The following is a 15,605-nucleotide window of genomic DNA, read 5'->3' as shown; positions in this document are numbered from 1 at the left end:
CGGTTTCCGACAGGGATGTGCCTTTTCGCTCATGATTCGCAGGAGATGTACCCATGCAGTGCAGAACTTCACCCAACAGCCTCGCCCTGGCGTTTGTCGCGCTGGCGTCGCCGGCCATGATGGCCACTGCAGCAGAGGCTGATGAACGGCCCGTGGGTGAGGTGCTGGAGGTACCGGTCGCGGACAATGCTCTGTTGATCCAGGACACCCTTATCACCGCTGAGCGCGAGGCGCGCCAGGCACTGGGCTCTTCGGTCATTACCGCCGAGGACATCAAGCGCCACCCGCCGGCCAATGACCTGTCCGACATCATCCGCCGCGAGCCGGGGGTCAACCTCACCGGTAACAGCGCCAGTGGCGCACGAGGCAACAACCGCCAGATCGACCTGCGCGGCATGGGCCCGGAAAACACCCTGATCCTCATCGACGGCAAGCCGTCCAGCGCGCGCAACGCCGTACGCTATGGCTGGAACGGCGACCGCGACACCCGTGGCGAGACCAACTGGGTACCAGCCGAAGCGGTCGAGCGCATCGAGATCCTGCGTGGCCCGGCGGCCGCGCGCTATGGCTCCGGGGCCATGGGCGGGGTGGTCAACATCATCACCAAGCGCCCCACGGACGAGCTCAAGGGCAGCATCAGCCTGTACACGCAGTTGCCGGAAGACAGCGCCGAGGGTGCCAGCCGCCGTGCCAACTTCAACCTGGGTGGTGGCTTGACCGATAGCCTCGGTTTCCGCCTGTACGGCGGCATGGCCAAGACCGACGCCGACGACCTGGACATCAATGCCGGGCACGCGACCAGTGCACTGGTGGCAGGTCGCGAAGGGGTACGCAACAAGGACCTCAACGGGCTGCTGAGCTGGAAGCTGAACGACGAGCACCGGCTCGAAGCCAGCGCTGGCTATAGCCGCCAAGGCAACATCTTTGCCGGCGACACCATGAACAGCAACGGCGGTGGCGACGTTGACTTCGTTTCCAGCCTTTACGGCCATGAAACCAACGTGATGCAGCGCAGTACCTACGACCTGACCCACCTGGGCGATTTCAGCTGGGGTACCAGCAAGACCTCGCTGGCGTATGAATACGTACGCAACTGGCGCCTCAACGAAGGCCTGGCAGGCCGCACCGAAGGCGCCCCGAACGCAGAGGGCGCGGCCATGTCACGCCTGCGCAATACCCGCCTCAGCAGCGAAGTGAACCTGCCGTTCGCCACCGGCAATACCGAGCATGTCCTGACTCTGGGCGGGGAATACCTGTACGAAACCCTCAACGACCAGGGTTCGTTGCGCCCGCAGAGTTCGGACCCTGCCGGCGACGCTGGGCTGGTCGGCTTCGATCGCAGCAGCTCGAAGATGACCGCGCGCAGCTATGCGCTGTTCGCCGAAGACAACATCATCGTCGGCGACACCACCATTACGCCAGGCCTGCGTTTCGACCATCACGAAATGTTCGGCGACAACTTCAGCCCCAGCCTGAACCTGTCGCACAAGTTGACCGAAGCACTGTCGGTCAAAGGCGGTATCGCGCGCGCCTACAAGACCCCGAACCTGTACCAGTCCAACCCCAACTACCTGCTTTACAGCCGCGGCAACGGGTGCAGTGTGCAGCAGACCAACAACGGTGGCTGCTACCTGCAGGGTAACGCCGACCTCAAGCCCGAGATCAGCGTCAACAAGGAAATCGGCCTGCTGTACGACCGCGGCACCTGGCGCACCAGTGCCACCTACTTCCGCAACGACTACAAGAACAAGATCATCGGTGATACCGATGTGCTCTACACCATCGGTACCGGCAGCCGCGTGACCCAATGGGACAACGCCGGCAAGGCGCGGGTGGAGGGCATCGAAGGCAACTTCTTCATCGAGCTGACGCCCACCCTGGACTGGAACACCAACCTGACCTGGATGCTCGACAACGACAACCGCGAGACCGGCGAGCCGCTGTCGGTGATTCCGCAGTACACCGTCAACACCACCCTCGACTGGCGCGCCACCGAGCAGCTGGCGTTCCAGGTGGCGGGTACTTACTTCGGCAAGCAGAAGTCGCCGACCTACAACTACCGTACCCAGGAAAACTACGACGAGGCTGCGCAGCAGGACGTCGAGGCCTACGGCCTGGTGGACGTGAGTGCCGGGTACAAGTTCAACGCCAACTACGACGTACGGGTGGGGGTGAACAATGTGTTCGACAAGCAGATCCTGCGCGGTGGCAACGCCAGCAGCTCGGGTGCCAACACCTATAACCAGCCGGGCAGGGCGGTGTTTGCTGCGCTGAATATCAACTTCTGAGCCAGGGGTCGCTGCGCGGCCCATTCGCGGCTTTATCCGCGAATGGGCCTACACATTGTTCAAGGAAGCGAAATGACTCGATCCCCCGCCTGGCTGCAGATTCTCTCCCGCAGCAGCGCCGCACTGCTCGGCGGCTACGCCCTCAGCTATGCCGCCAGCGCTTGCCTGGCCCGCATCCTGCCGCTGACTGCCACCGATGCAGTCATTGTCGCGACTCTGCCGGCGTTCCTGTTCTACACCGCCGCGATCCTCTGGGCGTTTGCCTGCCGTGATGCCCTGCGCGCCTGGGCGCCACTGGTGCTGGCGGCGCCCCTGAGCCTGATCGGCTTCTGGCCGCAGGTACTGGAGTGGCTGGCATGAAGAATACCTTCACCCAATCGATGGCCTGGCTGCACACCTGGTCCGGTCTGATCTTCGGCTGGCTGCTGTTCGCCATCTTCGTCACCGGTACCCTGGCGGTGTTCGACAAGGAACTCAACCACTGGATGCAGCCGGAAATCCCGGCCAGCCAGGTGTCGCAGGCCGACGCTGCCGGGCGTGCCATCGCCTACCTGCAGGCCCACGAGCCACAGGCGGCGAACTGGGGCATCAGCCTGCCGAGCGAGCGTTCGCCGGGGTTGCGCGTATCCACCGGCGAACGACGCCACGCTGGCGGGGTACAGCTCGATCCGAACACTGGCGAGGTGGTGGAGGTACGCGACAGCGTCGGCGGCAACTTCTTCTTCCGCTTCCATTTCACCCTCGACCTGCCGCGCAATTGGGGTATCTTCGTGGTCGGCGCACTGGCGTTGGTGATGCTCGCGGCGCTGGTGACCGGCATCGTGGTGCACAAGAAGTTCTTCAAGGAGTTCTTCACCTTCCGGCCGAACAAGGGCCAGCGCTCGTGGCTGGATTTCCACAACGCCAGCGCCGTGCTGTTGCTGCCGTTTCATCTGATGATTACCTACACCGGCCTGGTGATCTTCATGCTCATCTACATCCCTGCGGGGGTGGATGCGTTATTCGCCGGTGACACCCGCGCCTACTTCAAGGCTCAGGGCAATACCCGCCTGGAGCAGCCCCGTGGCCTGGCCAGGCAGCCGGCGGCACTGGTCGATGTGGCGCCGCTGCTAGCCCAGGCCGAGGCGCGGCTGGGCCCGCTGGGCGGCCTGAACATCCGCAACCCTAATACGGCAGCGGCGCGTGTCGAGATCCGCCCCGCGCTTGGCAACCGCATCGCCTTGGCCAAGGGCCAGGCGATGGTCTTCGATGGCATCAGCGGGCAATTGCTGAGCGACGTTCCCGAGTGGCGTGCGGCGCCCCTGACCCAGCGGGTCATGGTCGGCCTGCACTTTGCCCAGTTTGGCGGCTACCCGATGCGCTGGCTGTACTTCATCTGCGGGCTGGTCAGCTGCCTGATGATCGCCAGCGGCCTGGTGCTGTTCTGCGTAAAGCGCGGGCGCAAGTATGCCAATGCCAGTGCCGACGCTTCGGCACGGCGCTGGTACCGGCTGGCCGAGGTGTGCAACGTCGGCTTCGTCAGCGGCCTGTTGTTGGCGTGCGTTGGGCTGCTATGGGCCAGCCGCCTGCTGCCCGTGGAGCTGCTGCAACGGGAAAGCTGGGAGGTGCGGGTATTCTTCGGCGCATGGCTGCTGGGCCTGCTGCATGCCGGCATCAGGCCGGCACGCCAGGCGTGGGTCGAGCAGCTGCTGCTGACGGCATTGCTGTGCATTGGCCTGGGTGTGTTTGGCGGGCTTGAAGATGCGATGCGCCTGGGCGTAGCGGCGTGTGCGCTGGTGCTGGGGGTATTGCTTGGGCTGGTGGCCTGGCGGATAAGCCAGACTCAGCCGGAGGCGTTGAAGGCAACGGCGGGTCGGCAGATGGAGGCTGAAGCATGATGCTGTGGATCACAGGCGGCGTGGTGTTCGCGTACGCTGGCATGCTCGGGCTTTGCCAAGGGCTTGAGCGGCATTACAAGCAGGTATGGAACCGGCCCTGCCCACGTGCCTTGCGTATTGGCTTGCGAGGCGCGGGATGGCTGGCGCTGCTGGCCAGCCTGGTGCTCTGTGCCCAGGCTTGGGGCTGGGCCATGGGGCCGGTGGCCTGGTTTGCAGTGCTGTCTTTGGCGGGGGTGGTGCTGGTGATGCTACTGCCGTACTGGCCGCGGTTGGCGGTGGGGTTGGTGCTGGCGGTGCCGGGATGGGGGTTGGTGTCAGTAGTTGCCTGATCTGCGCTCATCGCGGCCAGCTTCGACATTGCTGCAGCAGCGTGCTAAACCATGCTCCCCCAGCACGCGCGAGAGAATACCGGTGAAAGCCGTCCGCCTGACCCTGATCTGCCATGCCCTGACCCAGGCCCAGAAGACCGGGCGCCTGCACTGTGTGGATGATGGCATCCTGCCGTTGACCGGGGCGCCATGCCTCAACCTGGCAGGCATGCAACTGCTGACGGCCCCAGAGCGCCGGGCCTGCGAGACTGCAGCATGGATGGCCGGGCCGGCGCAGGTCGAGCCGGCATTGGCCGATTGCGACCTGGGGCGTTGGCAGGGTTTGACCTTGAAGCACTTGCAGGCCGAGCAACCGCAGGCGTTGGCCGAGTGGCTGGAAAATCCAGCCAGCGATGTGCACGGCGGCGAGACGTTTGTCGAGCTGCGCCGGCGTCTCGCTGGCTGGTTGGGAGGCTTCGATCAGCCAGGGGAATGGTGTTGCGTCACACACCCTTTGGTCATCCGGGCAGTGCTCATGAACCTGATGGACTGCCCACTTTCAGCCTTCCCTGCGATTGACGTACTGCCGCTTTCCCGGTTGCAACTGAGCCGTGCAGGCCGTTGGCGATTGCGCATCGTATAAGGCGCGCTCTGCCTTCAGAAAGCCAGCTTGTAGCCGATCAGCAACAGCATCGCCGCCAGGCACGGGCGCAGCACACGGTCGGAGATGCGCCCGGTGAGGTGGCTGCCCAGATAGATGCCCGGCAGCGAGCCCAGCAGCAGATAGCCCAGCAGCGACCAGTCCATGTTGCCCATGCCCGCATGGCCCAGGCCTGCTACCAGGGTCAGTGGCACGGCGTGGGCGATTTCGGTACCGACCAGGCGGCGGGTGACCAGGAACGGGTACAGCAGGAACAGTGCCACGGTACCGAGTGCGCCTGCACCGATGGAGGTGAGCGTGACCATCACCCCCAGCACCACGCCTGTCAGCACGGTCAGGGTGTTCAGGCTGCGGTCGCTGAGGTGGTAGTGGTCACCGGCATGGCGGTTGGCGAAGGCCTGCAGGCGCGATTTGAACAGGATGGCCAGCGCAGTGAGGATCAGCACCACGGCAAGGCCTTGCTTGATAATGGCGTTGAGCGCCGAGGTATCGGTGTGCAGGGTGCTGAGGAACCACAGGGTCAGTGCAGCGGCGGGCACGCTGCCCAGGCTCAGATAGCCGGTGATCTTCCAGTCGATGTTCTTGTGTCGGGCATGCACCCATACGCCGCTGGCTTTGGTGATGGCGGCGTACAGCAGGTCGGTGCCGACAGCGGTGGCCGGGCTGATGCCGAACCACAGCAGGATAGGGGTCATCAGCGAGCCGCCACCGACGCCGGTCATGCCGACGATGAAACCCACGACCAGGCCCGCAATGGTGAAACCGAAAGAACCTACATCCATACGCTACTCGACTGCCCAACTTTGCCCGTTATCGGATGCAGCCAGCATATAGATTTTTTTATAGCCAAATAGACTTGTTCGTTATTAGGTTATAACCGCGGCCGATCAGCGATCAGTCATCACCACCATCACGTGGGCATCGCCGCCGTCGTCGCTTTCCGACAGGTAGATGTGCCCCACCTGGCTGTCAAAATACGCCGTCTCCTGTGGCCCGATGCTCACCGCCTCACCGGTCTCGAACTCGATGCGCACACGCCCGCTCAGCACCAGCGCGAACTCCTGGCCGGGATGGCGGATAAAATCGTCGAACTGGCCGCGTTCCCTGGCGATGATGCGGGCATAGGCCGGCGTCATGCGCCGTTCGGGAAAGTCGCCGGCAATCGGATAGTAATCATAGGTGCCGGTCGAATAACCCGCCGCTGCCGGCAATGAATCGACCACCACGGTCACCGGCACCGGGGTGCTCACCGTACCGCTGGCGCGTAGTAACTGGGCGATATCGACATTCAGTGCCCGCGCGGCAGCGGCAAGTTTTTCATAGCTGACCGACACCTGCGCCAGTTCCATTTTCGACAAGGTGGACAGCGGCACGCCACTGGCTTCGGACAATTGCTTGAGGGTCATCTGGCGTGCCTTGCGCACCTGGCGCAGGCGCTGGCCGACTACAGCGCGGTCTAGCAGGGGAAGGGCAGCGGGCATTCAGGGCTCTCGGCATGCGGCGTTGGTCGGGCATCTTACCTTGGACCCTTGCGCATTTCTAAATTCTCATATATTAGAATTCTCATAAATGATAATTAAGCTGGCAGGAGCGTGCATGATCCCGATCTACGACACCCTTATCATCGGTGCCGGCATTGCCGGTGCGTCGCTGGGCTATCGCCTGGGGGGTCAACAGCGGGTGCTGTTGCTCGAGCGCGAGTCGCAGCCTGGCTACCATGCCACCGGGCGCTCGGCGGCGATGTTCATGGAGGCATACGGCACCCCGCAGATCCAGGCCCTGACCCGCGCCAGCCGGGCGTTCTACCACGCCCCGCCGGCGGGTTTCTGCGAGCACCCGCTGCTGGAACCGCGTGGCTGCCTGTATGTGGCGAGCGTGGAGCAGCGCGAGCTGCTCGAGCAGACCCACGCGCAGAACGTGGCCAATGGCACCGAAGTCAGCCTGCTTGACCGCGACGCCGCGCTGGCCCTGGTGCCCAGCCTGCGAAGCGAGACCTTGGCCGGCGCGGTGCTCGAGCCGGGTGCCATGGACCTGGACGTGCATGCGCTGCATCAGGGCTTCTTGCGCGGCTACCGTGCTGCCGGTGGTGAACTGCGCTGCAATGCCGAGCTGCTCAGGGCCAGCTACCAGAATGACCTTTGGCAAATCGAGCTGGCCGATGGCAGCCACGTGCAGGCGCGCCAGCTGGTCAATGCCGCAGGTGCCTGGGCCGACCGCGTGGCCGAGCAGTGCGGCGTGGCACCGGTCGGCCTGCAACCCTGCCGACGCAGCGCCTTCACCTTCCCCGGCCCGGCGGACCACGACTTCGCCCGCTGGCCGGCCGTGATCGGCGTCGATGAAAGCTTTTACTTCAAGCCCGATGCCGGCCAGCTACTCGGGTCGCCAGCCAATGCCGACCCGGTCGAACCCCAGGACGCCGCACCGGAGGAATTGGATGTGGCCCTGGGCATCTACAACATCGAAGCCATGACCACCCTGGCGATCCGCCGCCCCAGCCACACCTGGGCCGGGCTGCGTTCGTTCGTCGCCGATGGTGACCTGGTGATCGGGTTTGACCCGCACGTCCCCGCGTTTTTCTGGCTGGCGGCCCAGGGCGGCTATGGTATCCAGTCGGCTGCAGGCGCCTCACGGCTGGCAGCCGACCTGCTGCTCGGCCAACCGCTGTGTCCCAGTCTTGTCCGCCAGGGGGTGGCCCCCGAGCGCCTGTCCCCGGCCCGTTTTCAACAACCGTGAAAGGAGCTTCCCATGAGCAATGACATCCAGCGTTTCCCCAGCAGCCTGCCGTTCCCGTTTTCCCGCGCGGTCAAGGCCGGTGGTTTTCTGTTCCTCTCCGGCCAGGTGCCAATGAGCAGCGCTGGCGAAGTTGTGCGCGGTGATATCCAGACCCAGACCCGCGCCGCCTGCGAGCGCATCGCCGACAGCCTGGCGGCCTGCGGTGCCAGCTTCGACCAAGTGGTCAAGGCCACGGTGTGGCTATCGGACATGAGCCACTTCGCCGGTTTCAACGAGGTGTACAAGGCGTTCTTCGGTGCCGCGCTGCCAGTGCGTTCCACCGTCGCCTCGGCGTTGGCGCTGGGCGTGGACGTGGAGATTGAAGTGCAGGCGTTTGTCGGCGACTCCTGAAACAGCGGTGCAGGAACGGGCTTGCCCGCGAAAAGGCCCTCAAAGGCACAACAACAATAAATCAGAGGTGCACATGAAAGAGCAGCTGAAGATTGCCGGCGCATTTGTCGGTGTGATTGTGGGGGCGGGGTTCGCTTCGGGGCGGGAACTGCTGTTGTTCTTTGTCGATTTCGGCCTGTGGGGGCTGGCCGGTGCGTTGGTCAGCGCCGCCTTGTTCACCTTCCTCGGCATGGCCCTGGCCGGGCTGGGCAACCGCCAGCAGGCGACCTCGCACAAGGATGTGATCCAGGCCATTTGCGGCCGGCACCTGGGCCGGTTCGTCGACTGGTTGATCACCTTCTTCATGTTCGCGGTCACCGTCGTCATGCTGGCGGGCGGTGGTGCATTGCTGGAGCAGCAGTTCGGCATCCCGGCACTGACCGGCAGCGTGCTGATGACGCTGGTGGTGGTGGGCATCGTGTGCCTGGACGTGCGCAAGGTGATCCTGGCCATTGGCGCCATCACGCCACTGCTGATCCTGGTGGCGTCGGCAATTGCGCTGTACGCGGTGTTCAGCCGTGAACAGAGTTTCGCCGCGCTCGATCAGCTGGCCGGCCAGCAGCAGGCCGGCACCCGCCACTGGTTGCTGGGGGCGTTTCTGTATGTGTCCTACAACATCGTCGCGGGTGCGCCGATCCTGGCCATTCTGGGTGGCTCGGCCCAGGGTGAGAAAACCGCCGTGTGGGGTGGCTTGCTCGGTGGTGCGGCATTGGGTGGCCTGATGCTGGTGATGAGTGCCGGGTTGTTGTCGCGCCTGGACAGCGTGGCCGACCTGCCGATGCCGATGCTGTCGATTGCCAGTGAAGTATCGCCTTTGCTGGGCCTTGTGATGTGCCTGATCATCTTCGGGATGATCGTCAACACTGCTGTCGGCACCATGTTCTCGTTTCTGTCGCGGCTGTTGCCAGCGGGCACGGCCAAGTTTCGCTGGGGGTCGGTGGTCACCGGGGTGGTGGCGTTTGGCTGCAGCCTGGTGGGGTTCATCAGCCTGGTGGGCGAGGTGTACCCGTTGTTCGGTTACCTGGGCTTTGTGCTGATGGCGGCCGTGTTGCTGGCCTGGGTGCGACGGGCTCGGGTGCGGGAAGCAGCTGTGGCTTGAAACGGGGCGATATCAACGGGCCTGTACCGGCGACAACAGCCATTGGCCGCTGCCGCCTGATGCCAGCGATTAGATCCTGAAGCTGCCCACCAACTGCTTCAAGCGCCCGGCCTGCTGCGCCAGCTGGTCGCAGTGGCGCAGGGTGTCGTTGAGGTTCTCCACCCCTTGCTGGTTCAGGGCGTTGATCTGGGTGATGTCCAGGTTGAGGCTTTCGACTACGGCAGTCTGCTCTTCGGTGGCGGTGGCCACCGACTGGTTCATGCCATCGATCTCGCCAATGCGCTGGGTAACGCTGGCCAGGCGCGCACCGGCCTGGTTGGCCACTTGCACGGTCTGTTCGCTGGAAACCTGGCTGGTGTTCATGGTGTGCACCGCTTCGCGCGAGCCCACCTGCAGGCTGGTGATCATGCGGTGGATTTCTTCCGCCGATTCCTGGGTGCGGTGCGCCAGGTTGCGCACTTCATCAGCCACCACCGCAAAGCCACGGCCGGCTTCACCGGCACGGGCCGCTTCGATGGCGGCGTTCAGCGCCAGCAGGTTGGTCTGCTGCGAGATGCCCTTGATCACGTCGAGGATCTTGCCGATCTCGTCAGTGCTGGCGTTGAGCGTTTCGATCTGCGCGCAAGACTCGCTGATGCGCTGCGACAGGGCAGTCATGGCACTGATCGCTTCTTCGACCACTTCACGGCCACCATGGGCCTGTTCGCTGGCGCCGCTGGCATGCTGGGAGGCATCGGCGGCGTTGCGGGCGATTTCCTGGGTGGCGGCACCCAGTTCGTTGATTGCCGCAGCCACGCTGTTGGTGCGCATGCTCTGCTCTTCAGAGCCGCTGATCGACGCGTTGGAGGCGCTGACCACTTTCTCCGACAGGTCATGCACCAGGCGGGTGGCGGATGACACTTCGCTGATGGACGCATGGATCCGTTCGACAAAGCGGTTGAACGAGGTCGCCAGTTCGCCGAACTCGTCCTTGTTCTGCACGGCCAGGCGACGCGTCAGGTCGCCTTCGCCCTCGGCGATGTCGCGCATGGCGCGGCCCATGGTGGTCAGCGGGCTCATCAGTACCGGAATCAGCAGGCCGAGCAGGCCGGCGATGGCCGCGACGGCAATCAACATGGCAATGATCGCCGAGGTGCGGAACTGGCTGAGCGCGGCGTAAGCCTTGTCCTTGTCGATCGACAGGCCGATGTACCACTGCGCCGATGGCAGGCCGGCCACCGGGGCGAAGGAGATGATGCGGTCCTGGCCATCGAGGGTGACATCCTGCATGCCGGCGGCAACCCGCAGGTTGCTGCCCGGGTAGATGTCCTTGAGGTTTTTCATCACCTGGTCTTTGTTCGGGCTGACGATCACCTGGCCATTGCTGTCGGCCAGGAAGGCGTGGCCGATGCCGCCGAAATCGACCGAGTTGATGATCTCGACCAGGGTGTCGAGGGTCACGTCGCCACCGACCACACCGATCAGCTGGCCATTGTCGCTGCTCTTGACCGGCGTGGCGATGGTTACCATCAGGCCGCCGACCGCGCCCTGGTAGGGGGCCGTCAGCACCGTCTGCCCGGCGCTGGCTGCGGCGCCATACCAAGGGCGCTGGCGCGGGTCGTAACCGGCGGGCATCTGGGTATCCGGGCGCTGGGTGAACACACCGTTGGCCTGGCCCAGGTAGGTGAACAGGAAATTACGCGTGTAGGAAGGCTGCTCGATCAGGCCGGCCAAGGTGTCGCCGGCGCCTTGCTGGCCGATGTCCTGGGCCAGGTTTTCCAGCACCAGGATGCGCCCGCTCATCCAGTTCTGCACGCTGCTGGCGGTCAGGGCACCGGATTGCTCCACCGAGGCTTCGATGTTCTGGCGGATGGTGTTGCGTTGCAGGTAGTCGTTGTAGAGCGTGAACAGGGCAAATGCCAGGACCACGACGCCGCAGGCGCTGAGCAGGATCTTGTGGCGAAATTTCAGGTTCATGTTTCGAGACCTTGAGCCAATGAGGGGAGGGCGCAGCGCGCTCATGACGCATTGCGGGGCCTATCGACCGGGATATCGGCTCAAGGGGTAAAATATTGAAGCGCCTACAGAAATTTCTTACAGTCGTTTCGACAGACGGTAATCATGGCTTGCCCAGTTGTTCGATCAACAGGCGTGCGGCCTGCTGCAGCGGCTGTTGTTTGCGCCAGAGGATGTGCACTGGTAACTGGAGTTCATTGCGTGTATTGCGAAAATCCAGACGTACCAGGCGCCCGCTGGCGATCAGCGGCGCTACCCGCGACAACGGCAGGTCGCCCCAGCCCAGGCCGGTTTCGACCATCTGCAGGGCCAGGTCGAAGCTGTCGGTAGACCAGTGCGTGGCGCCGATCAACGGGCGCGGGTCAGTCAGTGGCAGGTCACGGCTGCGTACCAGGATCTGCCGCACCCGGGTCAGGTCCTCCAGGTACTGGATTCGCCCCTCGCGCAGGGCGGGGTGGGCCGGCGACAGAGTTGCCACCAGCGACTCCATGCCGATGTGCTGAAAGCCGCGCCGGGCATCGACCTGCAGGCCGGCAAAGGCTACACAAAGGTCTACGCGTCCGCTGTCCAGCAACTGCAAGGCTTCCTCTTGCGGGGCGCTGAGCAGGGCGATGTCCAGCAACGGGTGACGCTCACCGAGGCGGGCAATGGCTGCCAGCAGCGGGCGGTGGTCGATGTCTGGCACCACGGCCAGCGTCAGACTGCTTTCCAGCCCCTGCGACAATTCCAGGGCATGTGCCTGCAGCAGCCCCAGCTGTTCGGCAATCAGTCGGGCGTGTGGCTCCAGGGCCAGCGCTTGTGCTGTAGCCCGAACTTCACGCGAGCCACGCTCGAACAGGCTGTAACCCAGTTCGGCCTCAAGGTTGCCAATAGCCATGCTCACGGCGGACGGCACCCGCTGCAGGGCTCGTGCGGCGGCAGAAAACGAACCGCGGTCAAGCACGGCGAGAAACAGCTGGATGTTGTCGCTGGAAAAATTCATGTCAGGCTCCTGTCAGTAGATCTGACAGCTGCTGACTTTTGCTGTCAAGCAGCGTGAAGCATTATCGCACCGCTTTTGTCATTCAGAGGAAACTCCCGATGCAGGGAATGAAACGCAAACTGGTCTACGTGACTTTCTATGAACTGATCGGGCTGTGCATGTCGACCCTCGGGCTGGCCTACCTGGCGGATACCCAGGCCTCCCATACCGGGCCGCTGGCGGTGATGATCACTACCATCGCCATGCTCTGGAACCTGATCTACAACACCCTCTTCGAGTACTGGGAGAGCCGCCAGGCCAAGCGTGGGCGCAGCGTGGCGCGGAGGGTGGCGCATGCCATCGGCTTTCAGCTGACCCTGGTGGTGTATCTGATCCCGCTGATCGCCTGGTGGCTCGGAATGACGCTGGTCGAGGCGTTGCTGGTGGACATGGCGTTCATTGTGCTGATCCCTTGCTACACCTTTGCCTACAACTGGGCGTTCGACCGGATGTTCGGGTTGCCAAATTCGGCCCTGGCCTCGGCCTGATCGGGCCGGCACAGGCAACCGCTAAGGCAGGCGGATGATCAAGGGTTCCTGCCGCTGCTTCACCGGCTGCTCCACACGTTGCTCAAGCGGCCGTGGTGCACTGGCCAGCAAACTGTCCTCAACCTGCCCCGACAGGTAATACACGCCCGCCATGGCCCCGCTCTGGCGGTTTTCCATCAGCTCTTGCCATTCCTGGTTCAACGCCACGTTGAGGATCACCCGCAGCTGCTCGACCATCTGCGGCTGCTCGCGATCATGGGTCATCATCCCGTAGCCCGCCGCCGCAATCGAGATCATAGCACCCGCCACCTTGCCCACCGCTGACGCCACGGCACTGGCGATGCCCCGCGGGGCCAGGGTAGCCCCAAGCTTTTCACTGGCCTGGGTGGCCACCGAACTCAAACCCACATCGGTGTTACCCGGGCCTTTGCTGGCCTGCTGATGCAAATGCTGGCGCATGGCTTGCCAGGCCGGTTGCTGGTCCAGCGACTGGGCCCGCAGCAGCTGATACAGGCTGGCATTGCGTGCGTCCGGCGGCCCCAGGTTGATGGCGGGGATGCGGTTGAGGCGCTGGCTGAACTGCTCGGGCGGCGCGTTGTAGCGGCTGATGATGGCCGGTAGCTGTTGGCCGAGCAGTTGCAAATAGAGCTCGCAGGCACGGTCGCGAATACCCTCCGGGTTGATCTGCTCGGCCACCGGCTCGATCACCCGCTCGTGGTACTGCTCCTGCAGGTACAGCGCCAGGCGCTTTTCTGCAGGCTCCCGGCCCTTGCCACTGTCAAGCTTGTACCAGGCTACTTTCAAGGTCAGCCACTGCTGGGTCCAGTAGCCGGTGAACCAAGGGATGAAGTCGCTTTCGGTGCGTTGCTGCACCTGCTCCTTCCACACCCGCATCGAGCGCCGGGCATAGTCGCTGGCCGAGCCCGCAGCGCCGGCCGAGGCATCGATCAGATCCTGGTCGATGCGTTGCCAGGCGTCGGGGGTGAGCACCGCCGGCGGTGGTGGGGCGGGCGGGCGCTTGCCCGCGCAGGCGCCAAGCGCCAGCAGCAGGCACAATAGCAGAGGGATACGAGAACTCACGCAACCGCCTCCCTGGTAGAGGCTGGGGTGGTTCTCGGAGTATAGGGTGGGGTTGCAGTCGCCGCTGCGCAGCCCATCGCCTGCCCGAGCGGCCTTGTGTCGCGATGGGCCGCAAAGCGGCCCCAGACTCTCAGCTGCGCAGCAGATATTGCCGGGGCCGCGTTACGGCCCATCGCGACACAAGGCCGCTCCTACACAAGTAGCTGGATTGTGAATGGGTCATCCCAGGTCGAGCTTTTCTTCCAGGCGGTCCAGGTGCCTGTGCATCAGCCCCAATGCCGCTTCGGCGTCGCCTTGCTCCACAGCATCGATGATTGCCGCATGCTCTTCCCACGCGCAGTGGTCACAGCACGGTGACTCATAGCGCGCGATGATCAGCGAGGTCATCGGCACCAAACCGTTCAGAAACCGCGCCAGTGGCGCATTGGCGGCCACCTGCGCCAGTTTCAGGTGAAACTCCCCGCCCAGGCGGATCGCCGCGCAACGCTCGCCGCTCTCATGATGCTGGCGCTCACGCTCCACCAGTTGCCGTAGCTGGCGTACCTGCGCCGGCCGGGCGCGTTGGGTTGCCAGGGTGATCAGCGTGGTTTCGGCCAGGCGCCGGGCGCTGAGCACCTGGCGCGCCTGGTCCGGGTCGGGTGCGGCCAGGTGTGCGGTGTGGCTGGGGCGCTGCACCACCACCTGCTGGTCGGACAGGCGCCCCAGCACGCGACGGATCACGGTGCGGCTGACACCAAAGGCATGGCCCAGCGCCTGTTCGGGCAGCAGGCTGCCAGGCGGCAGGCGTTGTTCGAGAATGGCATCGAACAGCCGCGGGTAGATCTGCTCGGCCGACAGGCGGGTTTCGCCTGCCGCAAGCAGGGCAGGCAAGTGGGGGGCGGCGTTCATGGTCGCTCTCCTGGGGTCATGGATGCGGGTGTTCGTCCGGGATGTTCAGCGCTATGCCCATGCGCAGCCCTTCGGCCAGGATGTGCTGGCGCATCTGGGCACTGGCCTGGGCGCTGTTGCGTTCACGTATGGCACGTACCACGGCTTCGTTTTCTTTCAGCCGGGCCGCCAGGTGTTCGGGCGAGTTGCGCAGCATGTCGGCGCTTTGCTTGAGGGCATTGCCGGTCTGCTGCACCACACTCTGGAAGATCGGGTTGGTGGTCAGGGCGAACAGCGCCTGATGGAAGGCGATGTAGGCCGAGACCCCGGCTTCGCTGTCATCGGCCTCCAGCGCTTCGCGCATGTCCATCAGGGTCAGGCGCAACTGGCCGATATCCTGGCTATTGGCTGATTGCGCCACCAGCCCGACGATGAACGGTTCAAGGGTGTAGCGCAGCTCCAGCACATCGGCCAGGCTGGCTGCGGCGCTGGTTTCCAGGCCCGGCTCCTGGGCGGCGGCGTCGGCATCCAGCACCAGCACGCCTTTGCCCGGCAACGAGCGCACCAGGCCCTGGGTTTCCAGCACGGTCACCGCTTCGCGCAGGCTTGGGCGGCTGATACCCAGTTGCTCGGCCAGGTCGCGCTGGCCCGGCAGCATGTCGCCGCTGCGCCATTGGCCACGGGCCAGGGCCTGGCGGAGCTTTTCCACCACTGAGTTGACGACGGTCGATGAGCTGATCACGGTTCGCTCCTGGAAGG

16 protein-coding genes and 1 pseudogene are annotated in these 15,605 nt (G+C 64.3%); 9 read left to right on the top strand and 8 right to left on the bottom strand.

The annotated features are described in order from the left end of the window. Positions 1–53: 53 nt before the first annotated feature. The 5 genes from AC5O5R_RS18525 (at position 54) to AC5O5R_RS18505 (ending at position 5,116) form a co-directional block, all read left to right on the top strand. Positions 54–2,288: a TonB-dependent siderophore receptor gene (locus AC5O5R_RS18525; RefSeq protein WP_172229302.1), complete on the top strand. Its 2,235-nt coding sequence runs from the start codon at positions 54–56 to the stop codon at positions 2,286–2,288. A gap of 72 nt (positions 2,289–2,360) precedes the next feature. Further along, positions 2,361–2,648: an iron transporter gene (locus AC5O5R_RS18520; protein WP_172229304.1), complete on the top strand. Its 288-nt coding sequence runs from the start codon at positions 2,361–2,363 to the stop codon at positions 2,646–2,648. Continuing rightward, entirely contained in the window at positions 2,645–4,165 is a 1,521-nt protein-coding gene (locus AC5O5R_RS18515) for a PepSY-associated TM helix domain-containing protein (protein WP_172229306.1), read from the top strand. The genes AC5O5R_RS18520 and AC5O5R_RS18515 overlap by 4 nt, the downstream gene beginning before the upstream one ends. Continuing rightward, positions 4,162–4,494: a DUF3325 domain-containing protein gene (locus tag AC5O5R_RS18510; RefSeq protein WP_172229308.1), complete on the top strand. Its 333-nt coding sequence runs from the start codon at positions 4,162–4,164 to the stop codon at positions 4,492–4,494. Before AC5O5R_RS18515 ends, AC5O5R_RS18510 begins: the two co-directional genes overlap by 4 nt. Before the next feature lie 82 nt (positions 4,495–4,576). Next, positions 4,577–5,116: a histidine phosphatase family protein gene (locus AC5O5R_RS18505; protein ID WP_494514641.1), complete on the top strand. Its 540-nt coding sequence runs from the start codon at positions 4,577–4,579 to the stop codon at positions 5,114–5,116. Positions 5,117–5,130: 14 nt separating this feature from the next. Here AC5O5R_RS18505 and AC5O5R_RS18500 read toward each other — a convergent pair whose 3' ends face one another. Beyond that, positions 5,131–5,916: a sulfite exporter TauE/SafE family protein gene (locus AC5O5R_RS18500; RefSeq protein WP_172230977.1), complete on the bottom strand. Its 786-nt coding sequence runs from the start codon at positions 5,914–5,916 to the stop codon at positions 5,131–5,133. Between the two features lie 105 nt (positions 5,917–6,021). After that, positions 6,022–6,615, bottom strand: coding sequence for a helix-turn-helix domain-containing protein (locus AC5O5R_RS18495; RefSeq protein ID WP_172230980.1), 594 nt, complete (start codon positions 6,613–6,615; stop codon positions 6,022–6,024). Between the two features lie 115 nt (positions 6,616–6,730). On the opposite strand from AC5O5R_RS18495, the gene AC5O5R_RS18490 reads away from it, so the two are divergent. From AC5O5R_RS18490 to AC5O5R_RS18480, 3 genes are all read left to right on the top strand, one after another. Next, on the top strand, positions 6,731–7,867 hold the full coding sequence (locus AC5O5R_RS18490) for an NAD(P)/FAD-dependent oxidoreductase (RefSeq protein WP_172230983.1): 1,137 nt from the start codon (positions 6,731–6,733) through the stop codon (positions 7,865–7,867). A 12-nt stretch (positions 7,868–7,879) separates the two neighbouring features. Beyond that, entirely contained in the window at positions 7,880–8,257 is a 378-nt protein-coding gene (locus AC5O5R_RS18485) for a RidA family protein (RefSeq protein WP_172230986.1), read from the top strand. Positions 8,258–8,330: 73 nt separating this feature from the next. Next, positions 8,331–9,395 carry a YkvI family membrane protein gene (locus tag AC5O5R_RS18480; RefSeq protein ID WP_494514640.1) on the top strand — a complete coding sequence of 355 codons (1,065 nt, stop codon included), beginning with the start codon at positions 8,331–8,333 and terminating at the stop codon, positions 9,393–9,395. Positions 9,396–9,464: 69 nt separating this feature from the next. Here AC5O5R_RS18480 and AC5O5R_RS18475 read toward each other — a convergent pair whose 3' ends face one another. From AC5O5R_RS18475 to AC5O5R_RS18465, 3 genes and pseudogenes are all read right to left on the bottom strand, one after another. Then, the gene (locus tag AC5O5R_RS18475; protein ID WP_374045940.1) at positions 9,465–10,205 is read right to left on the bottom strand and encodes a methyl-accepting chemotaxis protein; all 741 of its coding nucleotides are present in this window, start codon (positions 10,203–10,205) and stop codon (positions 9,465–9,467) included. A 114-nt stretch (positions 10,206–10,319) separates the two neighbouring features. Next, positions 10,320–11,351: pseudogene (gene mcpA, locus AC5O5R_RS18470) on the bottom strand (methyl-accepting chemotaxis protein McpA); the annotation flags it as partial. A 142-nt stretch (positions 11,352–11,493) separates the two neighbouring features. Continuing rightward, the gene (locus AC5O5R_RS18465) at positions 11,494–12,372 is read right to left on the bottom strand and encodes a LysR family transcriptional regulator (RefSeq protein ID WP_494514639.1); all 879 of its coding nucleotides are present in this window, start codon (positions 12,370–12,372) and stop codon (positions 11,494–11,496) included. A gap of 98 nt (positions 12,373–12,470) precedes the next feature. Between AC5O5R_RS18465 and AC5O5R_RS18460 the strand changes: the two genes are divergently transcribed. Next, complete coding sequence (locus AC5O5R_RS18460) at positions 12,471–12,899, top strand: PACE efflux transporter (RefSeq protein ID WP_172230627.1); 429 nt, start codon at positions 12,471–12,473, stop codon at positions 12,897–12,899. Positions 12,900–12,920: 21 nt separating this feature from the next. Here the strand turns inward: AC5O5R_RS18460 and AC5O5R_RS18455 are convergent, their stop codons facing one another. From AC5O5R_RS18455 to AC5O5R_RS18445, 3 genes are all read right to left on the bottom strand, one after another. Next, positions 12,921–13,979 carry a hypothetical protein gene (locus AC5O5R_RS18455; protein WP_494514638.1) on the bottom strand — a complete coding sequence of 353 codons (1,059 nt, stop codon included), beginning with the start codon at positions 13,977–13,979 and terminating at the stop codon, positions 12,921–12,923. Between the two features lie 219 nt (positions 13,980–14,198). Further along, complete coding sequence (locus AC5O5R_RS18450) at positions 14,199–14,867, bottom strand: GntR family transcriptional regulator (RefSeq protein WP_172230619.1); 669 nt, start codon at positions 14,865–14,867, stop codon at positions 14,199–14,201. A 16-nt stretch (positions 14,868–14,883) separates the two neighbouring features. Then, entirely contained in the window at positions 14,884–15,588 is a 705-nt protein-coding gene (locus AC5O5R_RS18445; protein ID WP_172230616.1) for a FadR/GntR family transcriptional regulator, read from the bottom strand. Positions 15,589–15,605: the final 17 nt, after the last annotated feature.

The sequence above is a fragment of the Pseudomonas sp. 8_5_2 genome (genome assembly GCF_059295255.1).
Note: the sequence above shows the minus strand (reverse complement) of the source record. Positions and strands in the feature narration are given on the sequence as shown.